This is a genomic window from Streptomyces sp. NPDC091287 (genome assembly GCF_044768525.1).
Lineage (GTDB): Bacteria > Actinomycetota > Actinomycetes > Streptomycetales > Streptomycetaceae > Streptomyces.
Genome location: NZ_JBIVUV010000008.1, coordinates 20,824 through 45,196 on the forward strand (window position 1 = coordinate 20,824; position 24,373 = coordinate 45,196).

Annotated in this window: 29 protein-coding genes, 1 tRNA gene and 1 pseudogene; 15 read left to right on the forward strand and 16 right to left on the reverse strand. The window is 71.1% G+C overall.

Annotated elements, in window-relative coordinates:
• Window positions 1-17 precede the first annotated feature (17 nt).
• From ACIQRW_RS15140 to ACIQRW_RS15155, 4 genes are read left to right on the forward strand one after another with little or no spacing between them, the layout of a single operon-like run.
• Window positions 18-968, forward strand: coding sequence for an N-acetylmuramoyl-L-alanine amidase (locus ACIQRW_RS15140; protein WP_403759532.1), 951 nt, complete (start codon window positions 18-20; stop codon window positions 966-968).
• 2 nt (window positions 969-970) lie between these two features.
• A complete protein-coding gene (locus ACIQRW_RS15145) occupies window positions 971-1,330 on the forward strand; it encodes a hypothetical protein (RefSeq protein ID WP_403759535.1) in 360 nt (119 codons plus the stop codon).
• A 21-nt stretch (window positions 1,331-1,351) separates the two neighbouring features.
• Window positions 1,352-1,699 carry a hypothetical protein gene (locus ACIQRW_RS15150; protein WP_403759538.1) on the forward strand — a complete coding sequence of 116 codons (348 nt, stop codon included), beginning with the start codon at window positions 1,352-1,354 and terminating at the stop codon, window positions 1,697-1,699.
• A complete protein-coding gene (locus ACIQRW_RS15155; RefSeq protein ID WP_403759541.1) occupies window positions 1,696-2,331 on the forward strand; it encodes a collagen-like protein in 636 nt (211 codons plus the stop codon). Before ACIQRW_RS15150 ends, ACIQRW_RS15155 begins: the two co-directional genes overlap by 4 nt.
• Window positions 2,332-2,386: 55 nt before the next feature.
• Here the strand turns inward: ACIQRW_RS15155 and ACIQRW_RS15160 are convergent, their stop codons facing one another.
• Window positions 2,387-2,833 carry a DUF6221 family protein gene (locus ACIQRW_RS15160; RefSeq protein WP_403759544.1) on the reverse strand — a complete coding sequence of 149 codons (447 nt, stop codon included), beginning with the start codon at window positions 2,831-2,833 and terminating at the stop codon, window positions 2,387-2,389.
• Entirely contained in the window at window positions 2,830-3,087 is a 258-nt protein-coding gene (locus ACIQRW_RS15165; RefSeq protein WP_403759547.1) for a hypothetical protein, read from the reverse strand. The genes ACIQRW_RS15160 and ACIQRW_RS15165 overlap by 4 nt, the downstream gene beginning before the upstream one ends.
• A gap of 103 nt (window positions 3,088-3,190) precedes the next feature.
• Between ACIQRW_RS15165 and ACIQRW_RS15170 the strand changes: the two genes are divergently transcribed.
• Window positions 3,191-3,589: a WYL domain-containing protein gene (locus tag ACIQRW_RS15170; RefSeq protein WP_403759550.1), complete on the forward strand. Its 399-nt coding sequence runs from the start codon at window positions 3,191-3,193 to the stop codon at window positions 3,587-3,589.
• 222 nt (window positions 3,590-3,811) lie between these two features.
• Here the strand turns inward: ACIQRW_RS15170 and ACIQRW_RS15175 are convergent, their stop codons facing one another.
• Window positions 3,812-4,018 carry a hypothetical protein gene (locus tag ACIQRW_RS15175; RefSeq protein ID WP_403759553.1) on the reverse strand — a complete coding sequence of 69 codons (207 nt, stop codon included), beginning with the start codon at window positions 4,016-4,018 and terminating at the stop codon, window positions 3,812-3,814.
• 131 nt (window positions 4,019-4,149) lie between these two features.
• Here ACIQRW_RS15175 and ACIQRW_RS15180 point away from each other — a divergent pair, with 131 nt between their 5' ends.
• From ACIQRW_RS15180 to ACIQRW_RS15200, 5 genes are all read left to right on the forward strand, one after another.
• On the forward strand, window positions 4,150-4,359 hold the full coding sequence (locus tag ACIQRW_RS15180) for a hypothetical protein (protein ID WP_403759556.1): 210 nt from the start codon (window positions 4,150-4,152) through the stop codon (window positions 4,357-4,359).
• A gap of 2 nt (window positions 4,360-4,361) precedes the next feature.
• On the forward strand, window positions 4,362-4,895 hold the full coding sequence (locus ACIQRW_RS15185; RefSeq protein ID WP_403759559.1) for a DUF6879 family protein: 534 nt from the start codon (window positions 4,362-4,364) through the stop codon (window positions 4,893-4,895).
• On the forward strand, window positions 4,892-5,731 hold the full coding sequence (locus ACIQRW_RS15190; RefSeq protein ID WP_403759562.1) for a helix-turn-helix domain-containing protein: 840 nt from the start codon (window positions 4,892-4,894) through the stop codon (window positions 5,729-5,731). The genes ACIQRW_RS15185 and ACIQRW_RS15190 overlap by 4 nt, the downstream gene beginning before the upstream one ends.
• A 319-nt stretch (window positions 5,732-6,050) precedes the next feature.
• On the forward strand, window positions 6,051-6,311 hold the full coding sequence (locus tag ACIQRW_RS15195) for a hypothetical protein (protein ID WP_403759565.1): 261 nt from the start codon (window positions 6,051-6,053) through the stop codon (window positions 6,309-6,311).
• Window positions 6,308-6,604 (forward strand): hypothetical protein, encoded by a 297-nt coding sequence (locus tag ACIQRW_RS15200; RefSeq protein WP_403759568.1) that lies wholly within the window; start codon window positions 6,308-6,310, stop codon window positions 6,602-6,604. Before ACIQRW_RS15195 ends, ACIQRW_RS15200 begins: the two co-directional genes overlap by 4 nt.
• A gap of 491 nt (window positions 6,605-7,095) precedes the next feature.
• Here ACIQRW_RS15200 and ACIQRW_RS15205 read toward each other — a convergent pair.
• The 9 genes from ACIQRW_RS15205 to ACIQRW_RS15245 all read right to left on the reverse strand — a co-directional run bounded on the left by ACIQRW_RS15205 (window position 7,096) and on the right by ACIQRW_RS15245 (window position 14,323).
• A tRNA-Arg gene (locus tag ACIQRW_RS15205) sits at window positions 7,096-7,168 on the reverse strand.
• Between the two features lie 560 nt (window positions 7,169-7,728).
• On the reverse strand, window positions 7,729-8,235 hold the full coding sequence (locus tag ACIQRW_RS15210; RefSeq protein ID WP_403759571.1) for a YbaK/EbsC family protein: 507 nt from the start codon (window positions 8,233-8,235) through the stop codon (window positions 7,729-7,731).
• Window positions 8,232-9,827, reverse strand: coding sequence for a phosphoglycerate dehydrogenase (gene serA / locus ACIQRW_RS15215; protein ID WP_403760280.1), 1,596 nt, complete (start codon window positions 9,825-9,827; stop codon window positions 8,232-8,234). The genes ACIQRW_RS15210 and serA overlap by 4 nt, the downstream gene beginning before the upstream one ends.
• Window positions 9,828-9,904: 77 nt before the next feature.
• Window positions 9,905-10,912 carry a 2,3-diaminopropionate biosynthesis protein SbnA gene (gene sbnA / locus ACIQRW_RS15220; protein WP_403759574.1) on the reverse strand — a complete coding sequence of 336 codons (1,008 nt, stop codon included), beginning with the start codon at window positions 10,910-10,912 and terminating at the stop codon, window positions 9,905-9,907.
• A 30-nt stretch (window positions 10,913-10,942) separates the two neighbouring features.
• Window positions 10,943-11,989 (reverse strand): 2,3-diaminopropionate biosynthesis protein SbnB, encoded by a 1,047-nt coding sequence (sbnB, locus tag ACIQRW_RS15225; protein WP_403759577.1) that lies wholly within the window; start codon window positions 11,987-11,989, stop codon window positions 10,943-10,945.
• Window positions 11,990-12,029: 40 nt separating this feature from the next.
• The gene (locus ACIQRW_RS15230; protein WP_403759580.1) at window positions 12,030-13,013 is read right to left on the reverse strand and encodes a TauD/TfdA family dioxygenase; all 984 of its coding nucleotides are present in this window, start codon (window positions 13,011-13,013) and stop codon (window positions 12,030-12,032) included.
• Window positions 12,895-13,632 carry an acyl carrier protein gene (locus tag ACIQRW_RS15235; protein ID WP_403759583.1) on the reverse strand — a complete coding sequence of 246 codons (738 nt, stop codon included), beginning with the start codon at window positions 13,630-13,632 and terminating at the stop codon, window positions 12,895-12,897. Before ACIQRW_RS15235 ends, ACIQRW_RS15230 begins: the two co-directional genes overlap by 119 nt.
• Window positions 13,629-13,928, reverse strand: a complete 300-nt coding sequence (locus ACIQRW_RS15240; protein WP_403759586.1) for a hypothetical protein — start codon at window positions 13,926-13,928, stop codon at window positions 13,629-13,631. Before ACIQRW_RS15240 ends, ACIQRW_RS15235 begins: the two co-directional genes overlap by 4 nt.
• Entirely contained in the window at window positions 13,925-14,323 is a 399-nt protein-coding gene (locus tag ACIQRW_RS15245; RefSeq protein WP_403759590.1) for a hypothetical protein, read from the reverse strand. Before ACIQRW_RS15245 ends, ACIQRW_RS15240 begins: the two co-directional genes overlap by 4 nt.
• A gap of 2 nt (window positions 14,324-14,325) precedes the next feature.
• Here ACIQRW_RS15245 and ACIQRW_RS15250 point away from each other — a divergent pair.
• Window positions 14,326-14,487 (forward strand): annotated as a pseudogene (locus ACIQRW_RS15250) (transposase); the annotation flags it as partial.
• 130 nt (window positions 14,488-14,617) lie between these two features.
• Here ACIQRW_RS15250 and ACIQRW_RS15255 read toward each other — a convergent pair.
• Together ACIQRW_RS15255 and ACIQRW_RS15260 are read right to left on the reverse strand one after the other, a co-directional pair.
• Window positions 14,618-14,836 (reverse strand): MbtH family protein, encoded by a 219-nt coding sequence (locus ACIQRW_RS15255; RefSeq protein WP_403759593.1) that lies wholly within the window; start codon window positions 14,834-14,836, stop codon window positions 14,618-14,620.
• A 367-nt stretch (window positions 14,837-15,203) separates the two neighbouring features.
• A complete protein-coding gene (locus ACIQRW_RS15260) occupies window positions 15,204-15,521 on the reverse strand; it encodes a hypothetical protein (protein WP_403759596.1) in 318 nt (105 codons plus the stop codon).
• A gap of 224 nt (window positions 15,522-15,745) precedes the next feature.
• On the opposite strand from ACIQRW_RS15260, the gene ACIQRW_RS15265 reads away from it, so the two are divergent.
• On the forward strand, window positions 15,746-16,033 hold the full coding sequence (locus ACIQRW_RS15265; RefSeq protein WP_403759599.1) for a hypothetical protein: 288 nt from the start codon (window positions 15,746-15,748) through the stop codon (window positions 16,031-16,033).
• Between the two features lie 78 nt (window positions 16,034-16,111).
• Here ACIQRW_RS15265 and ACIQRW_RS15270 read toward each other — a convergent pair whose 3' ends face one another.
• Both ACIQRW_RS15270 and ACIQRW_RS15275 read right to left on the reverse strand, forming a co-directional pair.
• Complete coding sequence (locus tag ACIQRW_RS15270; protein WP_403759602.1) at window positions 16,112-16,675, reverse strand: hypothetical protein; 564 nt, start codon at window positions 16,673-16,675, stop codon at window positions 16,112-16,114.
• Window positions 16,676-16,884: 209 nt separating this feature from the next.
• Window positions 16,885-18,102 carry a cytochrome P450 gene (locus ACIQRW_RS15275; protein WP_403759605.1) on the reverse strand — a complete coding sequence of 406 codons (1,218 nt, stop codon included), beginning with the start codon at window positions 18,100-18,102 and terminating at the stop codon, window positions 16,885-16,887.
• Between the two features lie 251 nt (window positions 18,103-18,353).
• On the opposite strand from ACIQRW_RS15275, the gene ACIQRW_RS15280 reads away from it, so the two are divergent.
• The 3 genes from ACIQRW_RS15280 to ACIQRW_RS15290 all read left to right on the forward strand — a co-directional run bounded on the left by ACIQRW_RS15280 (window position 18,354) and on the right by ACIQRW_RS15290 (window position 24,182).
• Window positions 18,354-18,902, forward strand: a complete 549-nt coding sequence (locus ACIQRW_RS15280; protein WP_403759608.1) for a hypothetical protein — start codon at window positions 18,354-18,356, stop codon at window positions 18,900-18,902.
• Between the two features lie 307 nt (window positions 18,903-19,209).
• Window positions 19,210-23,217, forward strand: a complete 4,008-nt coding sequence (locus tag ACIQRW_RS15285; RefSeq protein ID WP_403759610.1) for a PA14 domain-containing protein — start codon at window positions 19,210-19,212, stop codon at window positions 23,215-23,217.
• A gap of 2 nt (window positions 23,218-23,219) precedes the next feature.
• Window positions 23,220-24,182, forward strand: coding sequence for a TauD/TfdA family dioxygenase (locus ACIQRW_RS15290; RefSeq protein ID WP_403759613.1), 963 nt, complete (start codon window positions 23,220-23,222; stop codon window positions 24,180-24,182).
• The last annotated feature ends 191 nt before the right edge of the window (window positions 24,183-24,373 follow it).

A 24,373-nucleotide genomic window follows, 5' to 3' on the forward strand; every position in this document is an offset into this window, starting at 1 on the left:
ACTTCAGGAGGACACAGATGGCTGGACCGCTTTCCCCTGACCGGCTGCTCTCCGCGCTACGCGCCGAGGGCCTCACGGTCGTCGAGTACAAGAGCTGGCGCAACCACCGGCGCCCCGCCTCGACCGGGCCGTTCGGACCGACCCACGGGGTCATGCTTCACCACACCGTCACAACCGGCACGTCCGGCTCGGTGGCGCTCTGCTACAACGGTCACTCCGCCCTTCCCGGGCCGCTCTGCCACGGCGTCATCGCGAAGGACGGCACCGTCTACCTCGTATCGGCCGGCCGCGCGAACCACGCCGGGCGCGGCGACGACGACGTCCTGCGCCAGGTGCAGACGGAGTCCTACGACCGGGGCAAGACCCTCACCCCGAACGAGGCGAACACCGACGGCAACACCCACTTCTACGGCTTCGAGTGCATCAACCTCGGCGACGGCCGCGACCCGTGGCCGGCCGTGCAGCGTGACGCCATGGTCCGCGCCTCGGCAGCGGTCCTGCGCGCCTACGGCGGGCCCGCGAAGGGCTGGACGGCCCGGTCGGTAATCGGCCACCGGGAGTGGCAGCCCGGGAAGATCGACCCCCGCACGGGGCAGGGCGGTGTCGATGTGGCCCCGCCGGTCGTGCGCCGCCTTATCGACGAGCGCCTCGCACACTCCGCGTCGTGGAGTCCCAACGCCGAGCCCACGACGCCGAGCAAGCCCAAGCCCACCACACCCCCGATGGAAGAGGACGACGTGGCTCTCACGCCCGCACAGGATGCCCGGCTGGCCCGGATCGAGAAGCGGCTCGACGAGGTGGCCAAGGCGGCACCGGTCGCCCCGTGGACGTACAAGAACGCCGCCCTCGTCACCGAGGCGAAGAAGACCGGGGCCACAGTCCCCGACATGCACGGCCGGATCGAGCAGATCCAGGCCACCCTCGACTCGCTCACCACGGCCGTCGCCACCCTCACAAAGGAGTCCTGACCATGCGCCCCATCTTCGGGCGGGAGCCCGCCCTCTGGCTCAACAGCCTCGCCGCCGTCCTCGGCCTGATCGTCACCTTCAACGTCGGGCTGAGCGCCGTACAGGCCGGGTGGCTCGTCGCCGGAACCTCCGCGATCCTCGGCGCAATCGCCGCCGCCCTCACCCGCCCGATCGCCGTCCAGGCCTTCACCGCCGCCGTCGCCACGATCGCCTCAGCGGTCGGCGCGTTCGGCTTCGAGGTCGCCCCGACCACCACGGCCGCCATCAACGGATGCGTCCTCGCGGTCCTCATGTTCATCACCCGCGGCCAGGTCACCCCCATCACCCCGCCGCCGGCCCCGGCCCGACCGACCAGCGTCTGACCTGAGCGAGTGGAGTAGCACGTGCCTGATGAGCCGACTCTCGGCGAGGTGATGCGCCGCCTCGAAGACGTCCGCGCCGACCTGAAGGACGATTTCCGGGAGCTCGGCCACCGCCTCGACAGCAAGGTCAGCCTGGAGCGGTACCAGTTGGAGCAGCTCGCAAAGGACGAGTCGATCCGGCTGGTAGCCGAGCGGGTCCGCGGCATCGAGGAGGCGCGGGAGCAGGCGGCGGAGCGGCGGCGGGTGGACGAGCAGCGTGCGGCCGACCGGCGCGCGGCTGACCGCCGCTTGATCTTCACCGCGTTGATCGCCCCGGTCCTGCTCCTGATCCTGACCGTGTACATCAGTGCGCAGGGGGCGGCGGCATGAGGCAGCACAAGAGCCCCCGGGCTGAGCGGCGGCGCAGCGATGTGGTGTTCGGCCTCGTCGCCGCTGCGGTCCTGCTCGGGTTCGGGGCCCTGGTGGTGATGGTCCAGGGCCTGTCGGGCGAGCTGCGCACGGCGAACGAGGCACGGGATGCGCTGGCCCAGCAGGTGGAGCGGCTCGGCGGGACGCCGGTGGCGGGCGCGCCGGGGTCGCGCGGCGAGCAGGGGGCGTCGGTGGTCGGCCCGCGGGGGCCGCAGGGTGCGACGGGCCCGTCTGGTCCTGAGGGCCCGGCGGGTCGGGCCGGACCGTCGGGTTCACCGGGGGCGGGCGGGGAGCCCGGGCCGGACGGGTTGCCCGGTCCTGCCGTCACGGGCGCCGCCGGCCGCGACGGAGCAGACGGCGCTGACGGGGTCAACGGCGCGGACGGCGCTCCTGGTGAGCGCGGCGAGAAGGGGGACCCGGGCGAGCGCGGGGCGGTGGGTCCTCCCGGCCCCGACTGCCCAGCGGGGTACAGCTTGCAGCCGCCGCCGGGTGATCCGGATGGGCTGATGTGCCGTAGAGATGGGGCACCCGCGCCTCCAGATCCTGATCCGTCGCCGCTGGCCCTGGATCCGTTCCGCCGCCAGTACCCGTGAACCACGAGCGCCCCTCCTGCTGTTGCGGGAGGGTCGCTGTCGTGCGCGCGGTGGGCTACGGCCGCCAGGTGTTCTTGTAGTCGGGGTGGTCGGCGTATGCCACGGCGAACAGGCGGAGCGCCTTCTCCATCTCGGCGGCGAACCCGCTCATGAACGTCTCGTAGTAGTCGTGGGCGGCCGAGGCGAGGCGCAGCACCTCCCGCTTCGCGTCGACCTCGGCGAGGACGCGGGCCGGGGCATGGTGTACGACGTGCTGCGCCACCTCTTCGGTATGCGCGCCGCCACCGCTCATGCCGCTGCCGATCAGCTCGATGACACCCACTCGATCATCGGAGCTGACGGTGGTCACGCTCCAGTAGGTACCCCCGTCGTCCGAGTGGGTTCCGGAGACCCTCCACCGCTCGCCAGACACCCCGCTCGGCCGGGCTGCTGCGGCCCGCGCGGTCTGTTCATCCTCGTCAAAGCGTGCCCGCAAGAAGGCCACCAGGTCCGTGTTACTCACGCGCTCTCCTCCTTCGTCTTCGCCGGACGGCCGCCCTTGCGGGCCCGGCGGGCAGCGAGCTCCTCCTCGGCGGCGGCGAGTTCGGCGCGCTCGTGGTCGTTGCCGTGCTCGCGGACGTAGGCGCGGGCGTGGTCGACGAGGTCGGCGCTGCGGTCGGTTCCTTGCCGCTGAGCTGCGGTTCCGTAGGCGTCCCAGAGTCGTCTGGGGATGCGGAACTTGGTGGTGAAGGTGTGGTCCTTGTCGTCGGCTGCCATGCCCCTCATGTTCCCACACAGATTCTTCGCCGCAACCCCTTGTGTGGCCACACGGTTAAGTCTTACTGTGTGGGCACACGGAAACGAGCGAGGGGCGGACACCATGAAGAACACCACCACCGAGACCCAGGCACAGACCCTCACCCGCCTCCTCGCCGCCGCCGACCGCCACCACCCCGTCACCATCACCTACACCAAGGCCGACGGCACCGAGACCCTTCGCACCATCGAGATCTACGACACCCGCACCACCAAGGCCGGAGACATCATCCTCAAGGCCATGGACCGCGAGACCGGCGAATCCCGCACCTTCCGCCTCGACCGCATCCAGGCCTACACGATCCACCGCACCGCCTACACCGTCGCCCGCCCCACCCGCACCGACGACGCCCCGGTCACCCTCCCCGTCGCCAGCGCCCCGGCCACGATCGTCGGCCGCGAGATCGCCCGCGACGACGCCGCGTACTACGCCGACCGCTACGCCGTCCTCGCCGCCGCCTAATGGGAGCTACGGAACCGGGGAATGCTCGGTTCCGTAGCCGCCAGCAGGTGAGCACTATCGCCGCCGGAACCATTCGAGTTCTGGGGTCAGACCGTGCCCCTGGTGGTCGGCCGGGAGGCCAGACCGCTGATGGGGTGGCGTGCCCGCCCGTCAGGGCGTGAGCAACGGGCAGCGCCCCGCCCCGGCTTCGGCCGGCGGCGGGGCGCTCTCGCACGTCCGGGGTCAGGCGCCGTCCGGGGCCGGGTGCCGGACCAGCCGCTTCACCGCGCGCTCCACCTCGTACCGGGAGAGCCCAGCCGCCGCCGCGTGCTCGGTGTACGCCTGCTGCACCGCAGCGGCGGTCGCCACGGTCAGCACACCGGCCTGCTGCTCGGCCCAGGCCTTGCGCTCCAGCTCGATCAGGGATTCGGGGATATCGATATCAGCCACGGCCGGAATCGTACGACCTCCCGGGGCCGGCACGTTCGTGCGCCCGACTGGTGGCGTGTTTCTTGATCGCCGGGCTACGGTCGATCACGCCCTGGCCACTCGCCAGGGCCCACGATCGGGAGGGGACGCACATGGCCCGCACACTGCGGATGCTCGGCACCAACTCGAAGACGGGCGAATGCCCCACGCTCTACGAGGACATCGAGTCCGGGGAGATCCTCGTCCAGGGGTACACCGTCACCGACCCCGAGGTCCTCGCGCAGATGGCCAACCCGCTGAAGGGTGAGTCGCTGGTCGTCGTCGACAGGGCGCTCCTCGTGAACTACGCCCCGAGGGACTGACGGTGCAAAGCACCGTCCCCGCCGCCCAGATACTCGACTTCTTCCGCGACGGCTTCGAGCACACCGCATGGCGGCTGGAAACCCGCCAGGAGTACGCCGCCGACCAAGGGACCGAGGAGTACCAGCAGTTCCTCCAAGGCACCATGCCACCCCTCGACGACGGCGGGCCCTGGTTCACCAACGCCCGCGCGCAGACGGCGGACGGGCGGCGCATCGAGCGGGTCCGCCTGGTCGACGAGCCTCCGACGGACAACCAGCGGTACCTGCTGGCCACGACACCCAGCAACCTCGCCGCCGGCGAGGACATCCGCTACCTGCACCGGTCGTCGGCGGCCGCCCTCGGCATCACGGACGGCGACTTCTGGCTGTTCGACTCCCGGGTCCTGGCCCGCTTCAACTGGGAGGACGCGGACCGGCGGATGGAGCTGACGACCGACCCGGAGCACGTCGTGTGGGCGTGCCAGATCCGCGACGCGGCATGGCATCACGCCGTCCGGTACGAGGACTTCATCAGCCGGGTACCGTCCCCTATGTGAGCACCGACTTCCAGCGCGCCCGGCTCCTCCTCGGTGTGCGGCTCCGTGAGCTGCGCACCGAGGCCGGGCTGAACGTCCGCGACTTCGCCGCCCGCTGCGGGTGGGCCCCATCGAAGATCTCGAAGCTGGAGAACGGCAAGCAGACCGCGACCACGGCGGACCTCACCACGTGGGCGGAGGCGGCCGGGCAGCCCGAGTGCGCTGCCGAGTTGCACGGCCGCCTCGCCGGGCTGGAGTCCACGTACCGGTCCTGGCGCCGCCAGCTCGCCGCCGGGCACCGCGCCGTCCAGGACGCGCTCGGCGCCCAGCACGAAAGGACCACCGTGTTCCGCGGATTCAGCGCAGCCGTCATCCCCGGGGTGTTCCAGACTCCCGAGTACGCGCGCAGCGTCCTCTCCCGGTACGCCGAACTCCATGGTGTGACCCGCGATATCGATGCGGCTGTCACCTCCCGGATGCGCCGGCAGGAGGGCCTGTACCGGTCGGGGCGCCGGTACCGGGTACTCGTTGCCGAGGCCGCTCTGCACGCGCGGATCTGCACCCGCGCCGTCCTCGCCGACCAGCTGGACCGGCTGATGTCCGTGAACGGGCTGAGCACCGTGGAGCTTGGCGTCATTCCGCTCACCGCCGACGTGCGGATCGGTATCGGTGACGACTTCTGGATCCACGATGACCGGCTGGTCATCGCCGAGACGTGGCACACGGAGATGTGGCTGGACTCCGCCGACGACATCGCCCTGTACGCGAAGGTCTGGGACGGGCTCGCCGACGGCGCCGTGACGGGGCGCGCGGCGCACGCCGTGATCGCCCGCGCGCGGTCCGCGATCGGCTTCTGAGAAACCCGGAGCAACAGCCGGGCGCGCCGGAGAAACAGCGAGAAACATCGCGGGTTCGGAGAAACAGCTTTCTCTACGGTCTGAGAACCACTTCGACGACCCGGGAGGCGGCCGTGCCCGTACGCGAGTTACCGCCGGTCAGAGACATGATCGAGCCGCAGCAGCGCGGAACACGTTGCGTCTGGTGCTGCGAGCCCCTGGGGGTCGGCTTGGGCGTCGACCTCGGCGAGCAGCGCGTTGTGCCACCGTCGGGCGCCGCGTACAGCTGGTTCCCCCGGGAGTGCCTGGACACAGATGCCTGCGCCGAGCGGGCCGCCAAGTGACGCGCTGCTACGCCGACGGCGGCGCACACCCCTTCCCCGTCGAGGACGACACCGGCGCCCACTGCCCCGAGCACGGCATCACCCTGCTCTGGCACGACACACCGGGCGGCCCCGCCGCGCCTGAGCTCCCGCCCCGGTCGCCCACTCCCTGGCAGGACAGCGACCGGGCCGGGCCACCACCCATCCAGCAGGACGGAGGCACCACCATGCGTACCACCGACACCCGCCCGAGCACACCCCCCAGGCGGCGCCCATGACCGCCACCCTGTCGCCGACCGCAGTCACCACCTGCGAGGCCTGCTGGAAGGAGCCGGTCGAAGGTGTGCGCGTCACCGCCGCCGGCGCGGATCTGCTGTGCCGCCCGTGCGCGGTCGGCGGCTACCCGCGGCGCGTCGACCTGTTCCCGCCGTTCGGGATCTACGGGTTGACGACCCGCCGGATCGAGGCGGGCCGGCACGGGTCCGGTACTCCGCAGACTCCGCCGGATCAGGGGCCTCCGTTGCCGAACCCGCCGCCGACACCGTCCCCGCCGGGCACCCCGCCGGTGTGACGGATCGATAGACCCCGGCCGCATGAGCAGCCGGGGCCTGCACGCACCTCCAGGCAGCCGCATCCGCAAGGGCGCGGCACCGAAGCGGCGCAGGGGTGTTCGCATGCCCGCCCTATTGCGCCGTTAGACGTCATGACTCAGTCAAGACGTCCCGCCCCGCACCCATCAGGGTGCGGGGCGGTCTACGTTGAGCAGCAGAAGGCCCCCGCCGGTTCTCACGGCGGGGGCCTCGCTTCTGCGGGCCGGGCCTCCCCGCCCAGTCACCGCAGATCCACGGACGACGCATGCCAGGCGCATGTGGGGGAGACACGCCAGCCCCGTCCGTGCCTGCACTCTACGTGTCTGGGGCATCGAGTCCATCCCTCGAACGGGTGACGAATAGCGCCGCTGCCATGGGGATGTGGACTCTTAGTGGACTGTGATCATGAAAGGGCCCTCCCGTTCGAACAACGGGAGGGCCCTTCGGTGCCTCTGACCTGGCATCTAGTCAGTGCCCCCGGCAGGATTCGAACCTGCGACACCCGCTTTAGGAGAGCGGTGCTCTATCCCCTGAGCTACGAAGGCGGGGGCTTGTCGAAAACCTGCCGGAAACCCCAGTGGGGAACGCCAGGCAGGCTGAGACAAACGCCCTGGTCAGGCTCCCCTGAGGCGATGCCGGGAGAAGGTCTGGAGGGACACTTTCCCAGGCAGGCACCCTGAAGGTCGACTGGCCGGTGACAGCCTAGCGGATAGGGGTTACTGCGGTCGCCCCCGTTGCCACTTAGGGCCGCCGCGGGTTCGTGCCATGCCGCTTGACCTGGGAAGTTCCGGCGGCGTGCGGGGAGGCGGGGGGTGATGTGATCAAGGTGTCGACAGTGCGCGGGTAGGACGGGATGTCCGTTCTGGTGCGTGGCGCCGGCGTAGTCACGCGCAGCTGCGGTAGGTGTCCCCGGCGGGGGGCCCCTGGCGGCGGACTCCAGCGCCAGCACGGCACCGGACGACATGCCGAAGACCATCGCGTCGCCGCCCGCGCGCCCGATCAGCGCGTCCAGGTCCTCGACCTCGCGCTGCACGTCGTACCCCGTGAGACCGCGGTTCCCTTGCTGTCGAGCCCTGTACCCATGGTCATCCTCTGGCGTCTCGTATCAGGTTCGTGCGGGGACCGCGGAGATCCGCCCGGTGGCGACCGGCTCGACCCGGGGAGCGGCCAGGGCCGTGTAGTCGGCGGTGGACAGCGCCACCGAGCGGTCGAACCTGGCCGCGTAGAAGAAGATCTCGTCGTGCACCAGCAGCCCGGGGTCGGCCACCAGGTCGAGTTCGGGGTGGAACGCGAACGGGATGACCGAGCCGCTGACGCTCCCGGCCAGCTCCTCGGCCACGCCGAGGGCGGCGAAGGACGCCTCCGTACCGGAGTACAGGTCCCGCAGCCCCTCCAGGTCGACCCTGCGGTCGCCCGGGACCACCGCCAGGACGTACCGCCGGGCGCGGCGGCCCGGCGCGACCCGCACCACCAGGCACTTGGCGGCCCAGTCGAGCGGATGGCCGCGGCGCAGACCGGCGTGCTCGGTGCGGCCCTCGGCGGGGTGGTCGATCAGCCGGTAGCGTGCCCCGCCCCGTTCCAGCAGATCGGTCAGACGGTCGTACGTGCTCATCCGGGCTGCTCCAGCGACCAGTGGGCGGTTGCCTCGATCCTGGCGGCCGCGTCTGCCAGGACCTCGGGAGCGACGGGGCCGCTCAGGCTCAGTGCGACGAGGACCTCGCCGGGGCTGCGGGGGGCGCGCGCGAGCTGCAGGGAGGCGATGGTCACGCCCGCCCCGCCGAGCACCTCGCTCACCGCGCCGATCACCCCGGCCGTGTCGGGGGCGCGGAGGAAGGCGGTGTTCCCGGCGAGCGGCAGGTCGACATTGAACCCGCAGATCTCCACGAGCCGTTCACCGGAGCGCAGCGCGGTCAGCGTGCCGGTCACGGAAATCTCATCGCCCGATGGCAGTGCCCCGCAGACCGAGACCAGGCCGGGCTGCCCCGAACTCTCCGGCCCCGCGACCAACTCGGTGTTCAGACCCCGTTCCTGGGCGACCAGCGGGGCGTTGACGTAGCTCACACCGCCCTCCACCACGCCGCTGAGCACCCCGGTCAGCGCCGCCAGCTCCAGCGGAGCGGTGTCCAGGCGGCCGATCTCGCCGTCCACCCGCACCTGGAGCCGGCCGGGCAGCCCGTCGGCGGACGCGGTGAACAGCCGGCCGATCCGCTCGGTGAGCGTGAGCCACGGGTCCAGCTCGATGTCGACCTCGCCCATCCTGACGTTGACCGCCTCCGGGACGAACCGGCCCGCCAGCGCCTTGCGCACGGACTGGGCGACGGACATCCCCGCCCGCTCCTGGGCCTCTGCGGTCCCCGCGCCCAGGTGCGGGGTGACGACCACGTTGTCCAGCTCGAACAGCGGTGAGTCGGTGCAGGGTTCGGACGCGAAGACGTCGACGCCCGCGGCCGCGACCCGGCCGTCCTTGAGCGCGGCGTACAGCTCCGCCTCGTCGACGATCCCGCCCCTGGCCGCGTTGACGATCCGGACCGTCGGCTTGACCTGGTGCAGCGCGTCGAAGCCGATCAGGCCGACCGTCTCCGGCGTCTTGGGCAGATGGACCGTCAGAAAGTCAGCAGTGGCCAGGAGTTCGTCGAGGGCGACGACACGCACGCCGAGCCGGGCCGCGTACTCCGGCTGCACATAGGGGTCGTACGCGAGCAGTCGCATCCCGAACGCCTCCATGCGGCGCGCCACCAGGGAGCCGATCCGCCCCAGGCCCACGATGCCGAGGGTCTTGTCGGCGAGCTCCACGCCGGTGAACCGGCTGCGCTGCCAGGACCCCTCCTTGAGCGAGGCATCGGCCTGCGGGATGTTCCGCGCCACCGCGAGCAGCAGCCCGACGGTGAGTTCGGCGGCGCTGACGATGTTGGAGGTGGGCGCGTTGACCACCATCACCCCGGCCCGGGAGGCCGCGGCGACGTCCACGTTGTCGAGCCCCACCCCGGCCCGGCCGATGACCTTGAGCCGGCGGCCCGCCGCGATCGCCTCGGCGTCCATCCGGGTGGCGCTGCGCACCAGCACCGCGTCCGCGTCGGGGAGCGCGGCGAGCAGCGCCGCGCGGTCGGCGTCCGCGCAGTGCCGGATCTCGGTGTCCTGGCCCAGTGCGTCGACGGTGGCCGGGGAGAGCTCTTCGGCGATCAGCACGACTGGTCTGTCCATGATTAGCTTCCTTCTGACGCTCGGACGGTCTGCGGAGGGGCCGGGGCGGGCCCGGGGAGGGCGCGGTTCCGGTACGGGGCTCAGACCCCGCTCGTGACCAGCGCGGGACGCGCCGGGGCCGCGGCCCCGCCGTCCCAGCCACCGGGGGATCCGAAGTGCTGCTCCACCCACTCGGGGTCGTACACCGAGTCGAGGTAGCGGTCGCCCTGGTCGGGGGAGAGGGCCACCGTGGTCAGCCGTTCGCTGCCGGGGTGCTCCGCGAGCCAGCGCAGGGCGCCGCTGACCACGGTCCCGGTCGACCCGCCGAACAGGAAGCCCTGCTTGGCCATGGCGTGGCAGCGCTCCAGGGTGTCCTGCTCGGGGACCATCACCACGTCGTCAACGAGGCTCCGGTCGAGCATCTGGGGGCGGATGCCCGCGCCGAGCCCCGGGATGTGCCGGGTGAGCGCGGGGCCGCCGAAGGTCACGGACCCCACGCTGTCCACGGCCACGATCTTCACGGGGCGCTGCTGCTCCCGGAAGTAGCGGGCGCAGCCCATCAGGGTGCCGGTGGTTCCCGCCCCGACGAAGAGCACGTCGAGCTCGGGGAACTCGGCGGCGACCGACGGCGCCGTGGTCCGGTAGTGGGCCAGCCAGTTGTGCTCGTTCACGTACTGGTTGAGCCAGACGTAGTTGGGGTCGTACTCGCACAGCCGGCGTACGTACTCGATGCGGGCGCCGAGCAGCCCGTGCACCTTGTCGGGGCGCGAGATCACCAGGACCCGCGCCCCGTAGGCCTCCATCATCCGCTTGCTGGCCGGGTTGCAGCGGGAGTCGGTGACGCAGACGAAGCCGTATCCGCGATGGGCCGCGATCATGCTCAGGGCCACACCGAGGTTACCGGACGAGGACTCGACGAGGACGTCCCCCGGGGAGAGGATCCCGCCGCTCTCGGCCGCGAGGACCATGCTGAGGGCGGCCTTCAGCTTGACCGACCCTGCGAGGTTGATTCCCTCGTACTTCAGGTGGAGGGGCACGCCGAAGACCGGCTTGAGGTCGACGAAGACGTCGTCGACGTTGACGTCGTAAGGGGCGGATATGACCGTCACTTCATCACCGTGTTTTCCGTCCGGGAGCCGCTACTTGGCGCTGCTGCGCCCGTACCGGTCGAGTTCGTGGAAGAAGCCGTCGACGACACCGAGATCCCCGGCGTCCCGCAGCTGGTCGTGGACGTACCGGCCGAGCGCGATGTCGAGGACGCCGAGGCCGAAGGGGGAGAAGACGACCGGCCGGTCGGCGGGGAGCTCGACGCGTCCCTCCAGGACGTCGAAGAGGGTCCCGGCGATGAAGTCCCGGTTGCCGGTGAGCTGTTCGGTCAGATGGGGGGAGGTGTCGGCCTTCAGACAGTGCTCGACGTCGTCGACGACGTTCGTCGCCCCGAGGAGGATTTCGGGGGCGAGGTCGCGCAGCGACACGTTGAGCACCAGCGGGTTGTGCGCGAACCAGGACGGGTCGTGGACGTGCGGGGCACCCGCGACGGTGGCGAAGACGACCAGGTCGCTCTCCTTGATCAGCTCCTCGGCGGTGCCGTGGACCACGACGGGGGCGTCGCCGGGGCGGTCGCCGAGGTAGCCCGCGAACGCGTCGGCGTGCGCCGGCGACAGGTCGTGGACGCCGAGCTCGTCGAAGGTCCAGCCGGTGGACTCCAGATAGTGGTGGATGTAGCGGGCGATGAGGCCCGTACCGATGAAGCCGATGCGGCGGGGGCGGCGGCCCGCGCTGAGCCGGTCGGCCGCCAGGGCGGCGGACGCGGCGGTCCTGGAGGCGCTGATGATGGAGCTCTCCAGGCAGGCGAACGGGTAGCCGGTGGCGTGGTCGTTGAGGATCAGCACGGCGGACGCGCGCGGGATGCCCGCCGCGACGTTCTCGGGGAAGCTGGAGATCCACTTCAGACCGTCGGTCGCCTTCTCCCCGCCCACCGACGCGGGCAGCGCGATGATCCGGGAGGAGGGACGGTCGGGGAAGCGCAGGAAGTACGAGGGCGGATTGACGGACTCCTCGCGGCCGTGCAGCCGGTAGACCTCTTCGACCAGGTCGACGACCTGCTTCTCGCTGCCGGTGAGGACGTCCGAGACCTGTGCGCCGGTGATGACGGCGAAGGGTGGCACGAGGGGCTGGGGGGACATGCGGGACTCCAAGGGGAAGGGGCGGATGGGGGTGCGGGTATCAGGAGTGCGCGGGTACGGTGACCGGGTCGCCGAGCACGACGGCGATCTCGCGCTCGCCCTCGTACGCCTCCCGGCTGTGCGCCATCCGCAGGTTGTCCACGATCAGCAGGTCACCGGCGCGCCACGGCTCACGGAGCGTGTGCTTCTCGTACACGGCGTTGATGGTGAGGACCACGTCCTCGTCGAGCGCCGCGCCCCCGCCGAAGCGGCTGTTGAACGGCAGCCCGTCGTCGCCGAACTCGAACTTCAGGTACTCGCGGATCATCGGATCGAGGGTCCACTCGTTGAGGAACGCGATCTGGTTGAACCAGCCGCGCCGCCCGGTGACCGGATGGTTCAGCACGGCGGCCGAGCGCTGGCGGGTGTGCAGGTCGCCGTTGCTCTGCCAGGTGCACTCGATGCCCCTGGCCGCGCAGTACGCCTCGATGCCCGCCCGGTCCTCGGTGCCGAAGGACGCGGTGAGGCCGACCCCGACCGTGTCGGTGTAGTTGCGGTCGAGCAGCCAGCCCTCGGTCTCGAAGCGGGCGACCAGCTCGGCGGGGAGCGCCGCCAGGACGTCGTGGGAGTCCGATACGCCGGTGACGCCGCCGGAGTCCGGTGCGGTGAGGCAGGCGAAGAGCAGGGTGCCGGGGACCTCGCGGGCGTAACTCAGCTCGTGGTGCATGCACATGGGCTGGTCGACCGGCCACTCCGACGAGGAGTACACGCCGTCGGCGAGCACTTGGCGCGTGGCGAAGCCCTCCCGCTCGGTCATCACCGTGCCGAGCAGCTCGCGGCCGACGCGGCCGACGGTCCCGGCGTCGCCGAGGCCCAGGCCCCGCACCAGGACGGCTCCGTGCTCGGCGACCGTGGCGCGCAGCGCGTCACGGTGGGCGGTGGCCCAGGCGACGGGGTCGGACCCGGCGTCGCCGGGGAGTTCGAGCACGGCGGGCCGGCCGTCCGCCCGGACCACATCGAACGCGGCGGCTGTCTCCTGCGACATCACAGACATGGTGCGGGCACTTCCTCTTCTTCTCGGATTCTCGGAGCGCGGCGGGTTCGCGGGCATCGGCCCTCTCGGGCAGCAGTTCGGCCAGCTCGGCGAGTACGGGGTGCTGGTGTACGTCGCGCAGGGTGAACGCCCGCTCCAGCTGGACGATGAGCCGCACAGCCGACAGCGAGGTGCAGCCCCGCTCGAAGAAGCTGTCGCCGCGGCCGATCGTGGCGAGGGGCACCGTCAGCACCGCCGCCCAGGCCTCGGCGAGGCGCCGCTCGTTGTCGGTGCGGGGCTCCTCGTGCTCCTGCTCGCCCTGCGCTTCGGCCAGTTCACCGTAGCCGGACACGAAGGCCTGTTCGCCGCTGAGCGCGCGGAGCACCGAGGTGTGGGCGGCGATCAGCGCGGCCTCCCAGCCCGTCCCCGCGCGCCGGGCCGCCAGCCGTACGCGCGCGGCGAGCCGGGCCGCCACGGGGCGGGTCAGCTCGGCGTGGCCGGCTGCGACGGTCTCGCCGATGGCGGAGGCGTCGGGGGCGGTCGTGGCGGCGGTGGCCGTGGTCCCGGCGGTCGCGGTGGTCGGCGGCACCCATCGGGGGATCAGCCGCTGGGGTGCTCCAGTGATCGTCATCGGTCTCTCCTGTCGGGCCCGGTCAGGCCGTTCGGCTGCCCTCCCGTGGTGGTGGCCAGCACCAGGGCGGCCCGCTCGCCGGTCGCCGACTCCCTCGTGGCGTCGTCCTGTTCGAGGAGGTTGCCGACGGCGGCCACGGTGAGACCGGTGACCCGGTCCATGGAGCGGGTGCCCTTCTTGCCGAGCGTCTGGCGGACCTCGAAGCCGGGGACCAGATGGGCCCTGGTCTCGGGCACCCGCCACCGCTCGGTGTCGACGGCCGCGTCGGTGGTGCGCGGGGGCGTCGCGCTGCTCATGACGCCGCCTTGCGGGGGGTGCTGAGGGCGTGCACGGTCGCCTCGTCGAACTCGGCCATCGTCCACTCGTTGGGCGCCGCCTCGTGGAGGTAGCCGTGGGTGATGGTGCCGGTGGCGGTCTTCACGAGCTGCCCGTCCCGCAGGACGTAGCAGTTCATCCTGGTCGAGTAGAGGAGCGTCTTGAAGACGTTCTCAACCGTGTAGACGAAGACGTTCTCAACCGTGTAGACGGTGTGGAGCTCCTCCTCCATCAGGGTCTCGTCGAGCAGCTCGATCCTGGACTGGGTGACGACGGGGATCCAGCCGCGGGTGTCCAGCACCCGCTTGATGGGCAGACCGCGGTCGGCGAGGAACAGGTCCTCGACCTCCTCCATGATCCGCAGGAAGCCGGACAAAGGGGGGCTCGCTGACCGGGCCGAATCCGGTCGATCGGGGCAAGAGGGGCAGCAAACTGCACGTGTTGTCCGAGGCCCAGGGCCTGCCGCTGGCCGTCGCGGTGTCGGGTGCGAACCTGCATGACAGTCAGGCATTCAAGCCGTTGATTCTCGGCATCCCCGCCTCACCGTCCGATACGAGCGAAAAGGCAGCCACTTCCTCGCCCTCCTCGGCCTCGCTGCAGTCCTGACCTGCTACAAGAGACTGGCGAAACTCGCTATGTGAGACATCCTCTCAGTTGTTTCGGGTGGGGATCAGGAAGCGTCGGCGGCCATGGCGGCCGCGAGGCTGCGCGGACGCATGTCGGTCCAGTTCTCGTTGACGTAGTCCAGGCATTCCTGACGGGCCGCCGCACCGTGAACGGTGTTCCAGCCGGCTGGAATCTCCGCGAACGAGGGCCAGATCGAATGCTGGCCCTCGTCGTTGACCAGTACGTAGTACTCCGCGTTTTCATCCTCGAACGGATTAGCCATCGAGTCGCCCCTTTCCGGCGCCGTGAGTCAATTCTGGTCGACCTTAAGTGCCTGGGATTCGCGGCGGCAAGTGATGGCCGGTAATCCCCGCTGGTCAATGTTTGAGAGATTTCGATGAGGAAAATTGAATAAGGTATTGCATCGATTTGGGCCGCACTGCCGAGCTCTCCGTTCCGCCAGGAGAATGGGGTGTTTATCGCGCAGGAGCGGGCCGTCCGCCACGGCCGGTCACGGTCTCCGTGCGGGCCCGCACTCTGGGTCACTTCCGGACATCAAGAACTTGCCGGGGTGCGCGGCCGTGACCCCCGTGAGGGGGCCGGAGCCCCTCGCGGGGGTCGGCTCCAGACTCTGATGATTGGTCATCAACCTACGTAGGACGCTCCACGGCGGGCTCGTCAGGACGGCCTGCGGCGCTGGTTGCGCCGTCGCGGTCCTGACCGCTCTGGGTCTCCCTGCCGGCAGCGGGCTGGTGGACCGTCGCTCCCATGGCCGTCACGGTCGTCGCGGCCCTCTCTCTGCTCGGCCGCTGGCCCGAGTCCCGCTCCCGCCTCACACCGACCGGGGTCACGGTCGCCACCACCACCGCCCTGGGCACCGTCTTCGGTTCCTCGCCCAGGTCGATCGGCGGATATCTGCGGACCCTGGACGCGCGGCGGCTGCGCTCCGTCCAGGAGGCACGCAGCACGCAGCGCCTCCAACTCGCAGCAGATCGCCTCGACTTCGTGGCGCACGACGTCTCGGGCATCGTGGGTCCTCGCGCAGGCCGCACAGGTCATCGGCACCGGGCAGCGGGAGCAGACGCTGGAGATCTGCGGCGGATCGAGGCCGCCGGGCTCCAGGCGCTGGCCTCGCTCGACCGCACCGTCCTGATGCTCGACGACACCAGGGCACCGCACGGTGGTGGAGGCGTTGACCAATGTGCGACGTCGTGCCAACTCCGCGACCGGGGCGCGGGTTTCGGTGCGCGCCGAGGGCAGCGGAACGAACCGCACCCTGGTCGTCGGTGTCACCAACACGTCCCTGGCCATCATCGAGAGCGGCATCGGCGAGGGGAGGCGCGGCGGCGGTTCGGGGCTGGTCGGGCTCAAGGAGCGGGTGGGGGCGCTCGGCGGCACGCTGAACGCGGGTCCCTTCGGGGAGAACGGCCGGCAGGTCCGTGCCTCCGTGCCGTTCAGCCCGGCCGCACCGGTGAGCTGACGGGGCACGGGGGCGGGCACGGAGAACAGGGGCGGGGCCAGGACCGTACGATCCTGGCCCCGCCCCTGTTCGGTGAGGTCAGGAGGCGGCGCGGGTCCTGCGGCGGTAGTAGTGCACCGTCACCGCTCCCAGCAGCGGCCCCCACAGCACCAACGGCGCGTAGGTGATGTTCAGCAGCCACATGCCCCAGGTGGAGCTGTCCATGTCGGCGTGGAACGAGGTGTAGGCGAACATCACGCCGTAGACGGTGGTGGCCGCCGCGCCGGCCGTGGCGAGGGACGTGGCCACCAGGACCGGGACCTGGCGGCCGCCGAGGAAGGGGATGAAGCGGGGCCAGGTCTCGCCCCAGCTGCGGATGAGGCCCCAGGTGAGCAGGGCGAAGAACTCGGCGATCAGGCTGAGGACCACGAGGTAGACCGAGCCCCAGCCGGGGGCGTCCATCTGGTCGTACTCGCTCTGGGCGATGCCCACGGGGATGCCCACCGCGATGGCCAGCCGCCACAGACCCGAGGGCACGTTCGTTAACACGGCCCCCAGCGCGGCCAGTTCCGCCCAGCGTGGGACACCGGGGAGGGTCGAGCGGAAGCGCGGGGCGCCGGAGAGGCTGCCGGTCCTGATGTTCGTCCCGGTGGCGGTGGGCATCTCGGTCTCCTAGGTGAGGGGGTGACCCCATCCTGATACGGCGCGGTGTGTTCCGCATCGTGCTGCGGTGCGAGGCTCATCACGTCTGCGGTCGGACCGTGACGGATGAGGGGTACACCTGCGGTCGTAGATACCCGTGGATTCTGGCGGGCGCGGGCCTGAGGGCTCCGTGCCCGGCGATGTGCGGTGCCTCTCCGGTCCTGCCCCCCTCAGAGCCGTACAGGAAGAGCCTCCAGCGGGCGGACCACCATGCTCTGCGCATAGCGCAGTTCGGCGGGCTCCACCGCGAGGCGGACGCCGGGGAAGCGCTCGAAGAGCCTGCGCGCGCCGATCTCCGTGATCACCTTGGCGAGGTGCGCTCCCGAGCAGTAGTGGATGCCGAAGCCGAAGCTGAGGTGCGAAGGCTTGTGCCTCTCGAGGTCGAGCCGGTCAGGGTGGTCGGGGAACTGCTCCGTGTCGCGGTTGGTCGACATCACGCTGATGATCACCACCTCACCCGCGGGGATGGTCACCCCGCCGAGCTCGACCGGTTCGGTGGTGACCCGCTGAAGCGCGTTGCTGATGGGGCTGACGTAGCGGATGAGCTCGTCCATCGACGTGCTCCAGCGGCCCGGCTCTGCCAGCAGCTCCGACCTTTCCCGCGGATGGGTCAGCAGCGCCGCGATGACCCCGCCGACCAGGCTGGCCGTGGTGTCGTTGCCACCGGTCATCAGCGCGAAGCCGGTGGAGAGTATCTCGGTGCTGGTCAGCCGCCGTTCGGGGGCCGCGTGGATCAGCGCGGACAGCAGATCGTCGCCGGGGTCGCTCTCCTTCGCCGCGATGAGGGCCGACATGTACGCGGAGAGGTCCTGGATGCTGCGGTCCAGCGCTCCGGAGCCTTCGGTGGGCGAGTAGGTGCGCAGCGCGGTCGACCAGCGCAGGAAGTCGGGCCACGCGTCGGTGGGTACGCCCATCAGCTCGGCGATCGTGATCACGGGCAGCGGGTCGGCGTATCCGGCGATCAGATCGGGCACCGGCTGCCCGGCCAGCCGGTCCAGGAGCTCGTCGGCGATCTGCTCCACGCGCGGCCGCAGCCCCTCCGCCCGGCGCGGGGTGAAGGCGAAGCTGATGGCGCGGCGCAGCGGGGTGTGGCGGGGCGGCTCCAGATTGGCGAGGTGGTTGGCCTCCTCGGGCGGCGGTGTCATCGTCCGGCCGGTCTGCTCCGACATCAGCCGGTAGTGCACATGGATGTCCCGGCTCAGCCGGGGGTCGGCGAGTGCGGCCTTGGCGTCGTCGTAACGGGTCACCACCCAGGCGCGGCCGCCGCCCGGCATGGACAGCTCGCGCACCGGGCTCTCACTTCGCACGTACTCCAGGACCGGATAGGGGTTCTGGGTGAAGTCGTTGGTGAGCATCCAGTATTTGGAGAGTGTCCGGGTGGCTGCCATGCCGTCCTCCGTGCCGTCAGCGCCGCTCAGGCCTTTTGCCGAGACGCTATTCGTGCTCTGCCGTCGGACGCATGTCTGAACTGAAGAATTTGATACAGGCTCGTGGAGCGAGTACCAACGGGCAGAGGGTCTATGCAGTTTGGCAGAGGTGGCCGCACCGGGGACGCGCCTAGTCTCCAAGGCAATCACTGCACACCGTGCACAGTGCTCCGGTCATCGACTGTCCGAGATGAAAGAACTCTGTGAGGAGAGTGAGTCGTCTGACCGAGACGACGATGCCGCCTTCTGCGTCCGCCAACGCCGGGCCGGCGAAGAAGGGCGGCTTCAAGGTCGGCGACCGGATCGGCGTACTGACGAATGATCCTGCCAAGTCCTTCACCGTGGCCGGTGTCTTCGGCTACTCGGGCGAGCGGGACTCCATCGGCGGCGAGCAGACCGTGGCGTTCACCGTGCCGGTGGCGCAGCAGCTGATGCTGGGCAAGGCCGGTGCGTTCTCCGGGATCAGCGTCGACACCGGGTCGGGGACGGCCGCGGTCAAGTCCGCCCTCGCCAAGGAACTCGGCGCGGGTTTCGAGGTCGTGACCGGCAAGGAGCTTGCGAAGAAGGCGTCCGACAAGTCGCGCGGCATCCTTGACCTGATGAACCAGATGAAGGACCAGGGCGTCACACAGCTCTCCCTGCCCTGGTCGCAGATCCTCGCCTATCTGATCGGCGCCGCGGTGGTCGGCGTGGTCGCCTCCATCGCACCCGCCCGCAGGGGCGCCCGGCTGAACGTCCTGCGGGCGATCAGCCACGCCTGACCGGGGCGCCCGGGCCCAACCCGGGTCCGGCACGACACGGCACGGCCGATGCCTCCGCGGGGAAGTCTCCTTCCCCGCGGAGGTGTTTCCGTGCGGTCCTGGCCCGGCGCAATCCGAGCCCTGACAAATGGTCCGCACGGAGCGAATGCAAGTCTTTGTTACAGGCTTTGGGGAGATATTCGGCCGCTGCCAGCATCTGAGTACATGGATCACTAGCGCCGTGTGCGGTGCGTTCCCCTGTTTTGGAGTGGTAGTGGAAGTGGCTCACACCCGAGGAATCAGAGCGCTGGTCGCGACCGCGGCGTCGGTGGCAGTGACATTCACCCTGATCGGGGCCGAAGCCCCGGCAGTCGGGGGGAAGAACGCGCGCGCCGCCGCCGACGTTCCGCCGCTGGCGCCCAAGGCGGGCTCCGCGAACCGGCCTTCCTGGCCCGTCGGCGTGTTCGACGCCGCGCCGGGGCGCGCCGCGGGCGGGCCCTCGGGCGCCAGGACCACGGGCCCCGAGAACGGCGCCGTCGTGCCCGACCCGCGGCCGGTACTCACCGCCGAGCGGCAGAAGGGCGCGGTGGCCTACGAGTTCGTCGTCTCGACGGGAGACACGCCGGGCACGGGGCAGGTGACGTCGTCCGGCTGGCTGAGATCGCCCCGCTGGCGGGTGCCGGCCGGCGAGCTCAAGGACGGCGGACAGTACCGCTGGACGGTGCGGGCCAAGAACCGGTCGGGGGCCGCGGGTCCTGACGCACCCGCCCGTTCCCTCACGGTGAACCAGCGTCTGGGCGCACAGGCGCCGGGCGGCCCCGTCCCCACCGACACGCTCGGCCCCGTCAGCGTCAACCTGGCCACCGGCAATGTCTCCGCCTCCTTCAACACGGCACAACTGTTGACCGGTGCAGGGGTGTTGGGGGCCACCTTCGGTTACGACTCCCAGCGCGTCGCCGCGTCGGCCGGGCTGAGCGGCTCGTACTACGCGGGAGACTCGGAGTCCGGGATCGGCGCGGGGGAGAAGCCTGCGGCCCAACGGACGGACACCCGCGTGGACTTCAACTGGGGCGGGGAGGCTCCGTACCCGGACGCCGATCGTGAGAAGGCGTTCAGGGCCCGCTGGACCGGGCTCCTGACCGTGCCGGCGACCGGCCGCTACCGGCTCGGCGGCAGTTACGACGGCGGGCTGCGCATCCTGGTGGACGGCAAGCCCGTGCTCGACGACTGGAAGCGCGGGGCCGCCACCGGCGACCGCCCCGTGTACGGCAAGGAGCTGAGACTCACGGCGGGGCGGAGCCACCGCGTCACGGTGGAGTACCGCGGGCGCCCCGCAGACGGGCGGGCCGCGCTCTGGGTGAGCGGCACCGGCCGCTCGTCGCCGGTTCCCGCCTCCTGGCTGCAGCCCGCGGGTGCGGTGCTGCCGCCCGGCTGGAGTGTGACGCCGGACGCCACGGGGGCCGGGGCGGATGCCGCGGCCAACCGGGCCGCAGGCACCGGGCTTTCGGGCCAGGCGGGTGCCGGCGCGTCCAGGGCCGGTGCATCCGGCGCGCCGCAGGCCGCATCCGGCGCGCCGCAGGCCGCATCCGGCGCGCCGCAGGCCGCATCCGGCGCGCCGCAGGCCGCATCCGGCGCGGCCCCGAAGTCTCCCGCCGCGCCGGGCGCCGAGAAGAAGGGCGCCGAGGCCGCGCCCGCGACCGCCGCCGCCATCGCCGCCGCCGAGGAGGAAGGACTGAAGTTCTTCTACGCGGGCAGCCCCGAGTGCACCGACGACGCCGCCCCCGCCGGGTACGTCTGCGCCGTGCGGGTCCCGGCCGTCGGCACAACCCAACTGGTGTACCGCGAGGGCAAGCTGACCCGCTTCGTCAACCCGGGCGACGAGGTCACCGACTTCGGCTTCGCGGCCGACCACCGGCTGACAGCGGTGCGCACCCCGCTGATCGTGGACTGGATCGCGGCCGACCGGGACCACCGGGACACCGCGGCCGCCCAGTACCGCATCGGCTACCAGGACGGCTCGGCCGCCGCGGCATGGGTGGAGGGCCCCGAACCCTCGGGCAACCCCGCCCGGAGCGAGCTGCGCCCCCGCAACGGCTACGGCTACGGCACCGGCTCCGCGACCGTCACAGCGGCCGGAGTCCCCACCCCCCAGGGCTGGACGCGCCGCGTCACGCTCGACGAGCGCGGCCGGGTCCTCACCGACACCGACGGCACGCGCCGCACCGTGCGCACCGAGTGGACCGAGGCCGACGAGCCCGCCTCCTTCACGGACCCGGCGGGGCGTGTGAAGACCACGGTGTACGGCGATGCGGGCCAGGTCGAGGGCGTCTTCGGCCCCGGTCCCCGGTCCTGCTTCGGCACCGACCGGCGGCTGATCGAGCCCGCCCCCGACGGCTGCGCCAAGGTCCCGGCCGAGACCACCTCGTACGCGCCGACCGGCAGTACCACGGTGCGCGCCGACTCCGACGGGGTGCCCGCGCAGGCGACGCAGACCGCCCTCAACGAGCTCGGACTGCCCGTCGCGACCATCGTCGACCCCCAGGGCCTCGCACTGCGCTCAGGACTGGAGTTCGACGAGGCGTTCCGTCCCGCGGCCACCTCGCGGCCGACCGGCGCCAAGCGGACCTTCGCCTACTACGGACCGGACGAGACCGCGGACAACCCGTGCACCGACGAGAGTGACCCCGCACCCCAGCGCGGCCTGCCCAAGTCGATCGACGCGGCCGCCCCGGCGTCGGGACCCGCGCGCCAGGACCGGTTCGTCTTCAACGCCAAGGGCCAGATCGTCGCCCAGAACGCCGGTCAGGAGGGCTGGACCTGCCTCTTCTACGACGGCAGGGGCCGCCCCGTCTCGATGGTCCTGTCCGGCAACGCCAACGGCCCCGAGCGCGAGGTCCGCTACGACCACGCGGCACAGGGCGACCCGCTGACGCTGCACGGCACCGAGCAGGGCGACGAGTTCACCAAGAAGGTCGACCTGCTGGGCCGCACCGTCTCCCTCGCCGACGGCCGGGGCACCCTCACCCGCACCGTCTACGACCAGGGGGGCAGGCCCGCCGAGCAGCGGGTCACGCTCCCGGGCGGCGACCGCACCACGCAGACCGCCCGCACGGTGCACGACGCTGCGGGGCGCCCCCTCGTCCTCACCCTGGACGGCGCCGTGCTGGCCCGGGTGACGCTGGACGCGGCCGGGCAGACCGACACCGTCCGCTACGGCAACCGAACCCGGCTGGCGGTGGAGCGCGACCCGGCGGGACGGATCACCGCCAAGCGCTGGACCCTGGCCGACGGCCGCACCCGCGCCAGCGAAGTGGTCCGCTCCCGCTCCGGCAAGGTGGTGGACGAGACCACCGACGGCGTCGACGCCCGCCCGGACGGGCCCAACTACCGCTACGACGCGGCAGGCCGGCTGATCCAGGCATGGGTGCCGGGCCACGCGTACACCTACGACTTCACCTCCGCGGCCGACTCCTCCTGCCCGGCCGGGACCCGGCGCGACGCCGGGGCCAACGGCAACCGGATGCGGCTGCTCGACCGGACCACGGCGGGCACGAAGACCACCACCTACTGCTACGACAACGCCGACCGGCTGCTCGCGACCACCGGAGACCGCCCCCTGACCGGCTTCCAGTACACGGCCAACGGCAACCTCAAGGGCTACCAGGACCGCGGCGCGGCCACCACCCAGCGCTACGACTACGCCGAGCGCTACCTGGGCGGCAGGGTCGGCGGACCCGCGGGAACCGACGTCTCGTACACCCACGGCATCGCGGACAGCTTCATCAAGCGCGAGGTCAAGGGGGCGGGCGCCGAGGAGACCCTGCTGTTCGGCCACACCTCCATCGAGGACCAGACCATCGACCTCACGTACCGCACCGACAAGCAACTGCTGGCCCGCACGGTGGCCCTGCCGGGAGGAGTGGTCCACACGCGCCACGGCGACGTCGGCACCACCCCCGACAGCTGGAGCTACCCAACGGTGCGCGGCGATGTGTTCCTGGTCGCGGGTTCTCGCGGCCGGCAGGCCGGCGACACCTACCGCTACACCCCGTTCGGCGAGCCGCTCAGGGCGGACGGGACCGTCGACCCCGGGCACGTGCCGGACAACCAGCCGGGCAGCTTCGACCACGCGTGGCGGGGCCAGTACCAGAGTGGCTACGAGCACGCGGGCGTCCTGTCCAACGCGGTCCTGAAGAACCGGGTGCTCAACCTCGACTCCGGGCGGTTCTCGGTGCCGGTCGAGGAACCGGGATTCCTGAACTCCTACGAGTACGTCGCCGGTGACCCCATCAACAACAGCAGCTCGGACGGGTTCGAGCTGGACGAGAAGGAGTAGGCATGCGTTTCACCGAAGCCGACGTGGAGAAGGCCGAGCACAACGGCAGCCGGCTGGTGCGGGTCACCCCCCGGCACGACGGCGACCACCGCGCCTGGTTCAACCGGAACGCCGGGGCGCTGCGCGCCGCCATGTACGAGGACGCCGCCGTCATGGTCAAGGGCAGCGGTCTCGTCGAACAGGCCGAACTGGCCCTGATAGCGGAGGAGATCGGCGGCAACACCCTGGAGTACAACGAGCGGTCCACGCCGCGCAGCCGGGTCACGGGCAAGGTGTACACCTCCACCGAGTACCCGGCCGACCAGAGCATTCCGCAGCACAACGAGAGCGCCTACTCCGAGAACTGGCCGCACAACCTGTTCTTCTTCTGCGCGCTCGCCGCGCAGACCGGCGGCGAGACACCGGTCGCCGACAGCGAGACCGTGCTGCGGCGCCTCCCCGCCGACCTCGTGCGCCGGTTCGAGGAGAAGGGCGGCGTCACCTACACCCGTACCTACCGCACCGGCATGGGCCTGTCCTGGCAGGAGGGGTTCCAGAGCGACGACAAGGGTTACGTGGAGAGCTACTGCGCCGACCACAACATCGAGACCGACTGGGACGGGGACCTCCTGCGCACCCGCCAGAAGCGCCAGGCGGTCACGGTGCACCCGGTCACCGGCAAGAAGGTCTGGTTCAACCAGGCACACCTCTTCCACGTGAACGCCCTGCCCGAAGCGGTCCGCGAGGGGCTGCTGGAGATCTGCGGCGAGGACGGCCTGCCCCGCAACGCCTACTACGGCGACGGCACGGCCATCACCGCCGACGAGATCGCCACGATCCTCGGCGTGTACGACGAGACGACACTGGCCGAGCCCTGGCAGACCGGTGACGTGCTGATGATCGACAACCTGCTGACCTCGCACGGCCGCCGCCCCTTCACCGGCGACCGCAAGGTGCTGGTCGCCATGACCCAGCGAGCGGCCTAAGTGCTGTCCCGCAATTCCCGGCGGGCGCACGACGACAGCTACGGCACCTCGCCGCGTTGTCGGAACATCCTCATACATCCAGTATGCGGACGTCCCTCCGCCTTACGATGCACCGCATCTGACGCCGCGCGCTGATCCACCGGGAATTGCGGGACAGCCCTTGGCCATGGCCACGGCCGTGCACTCGATCG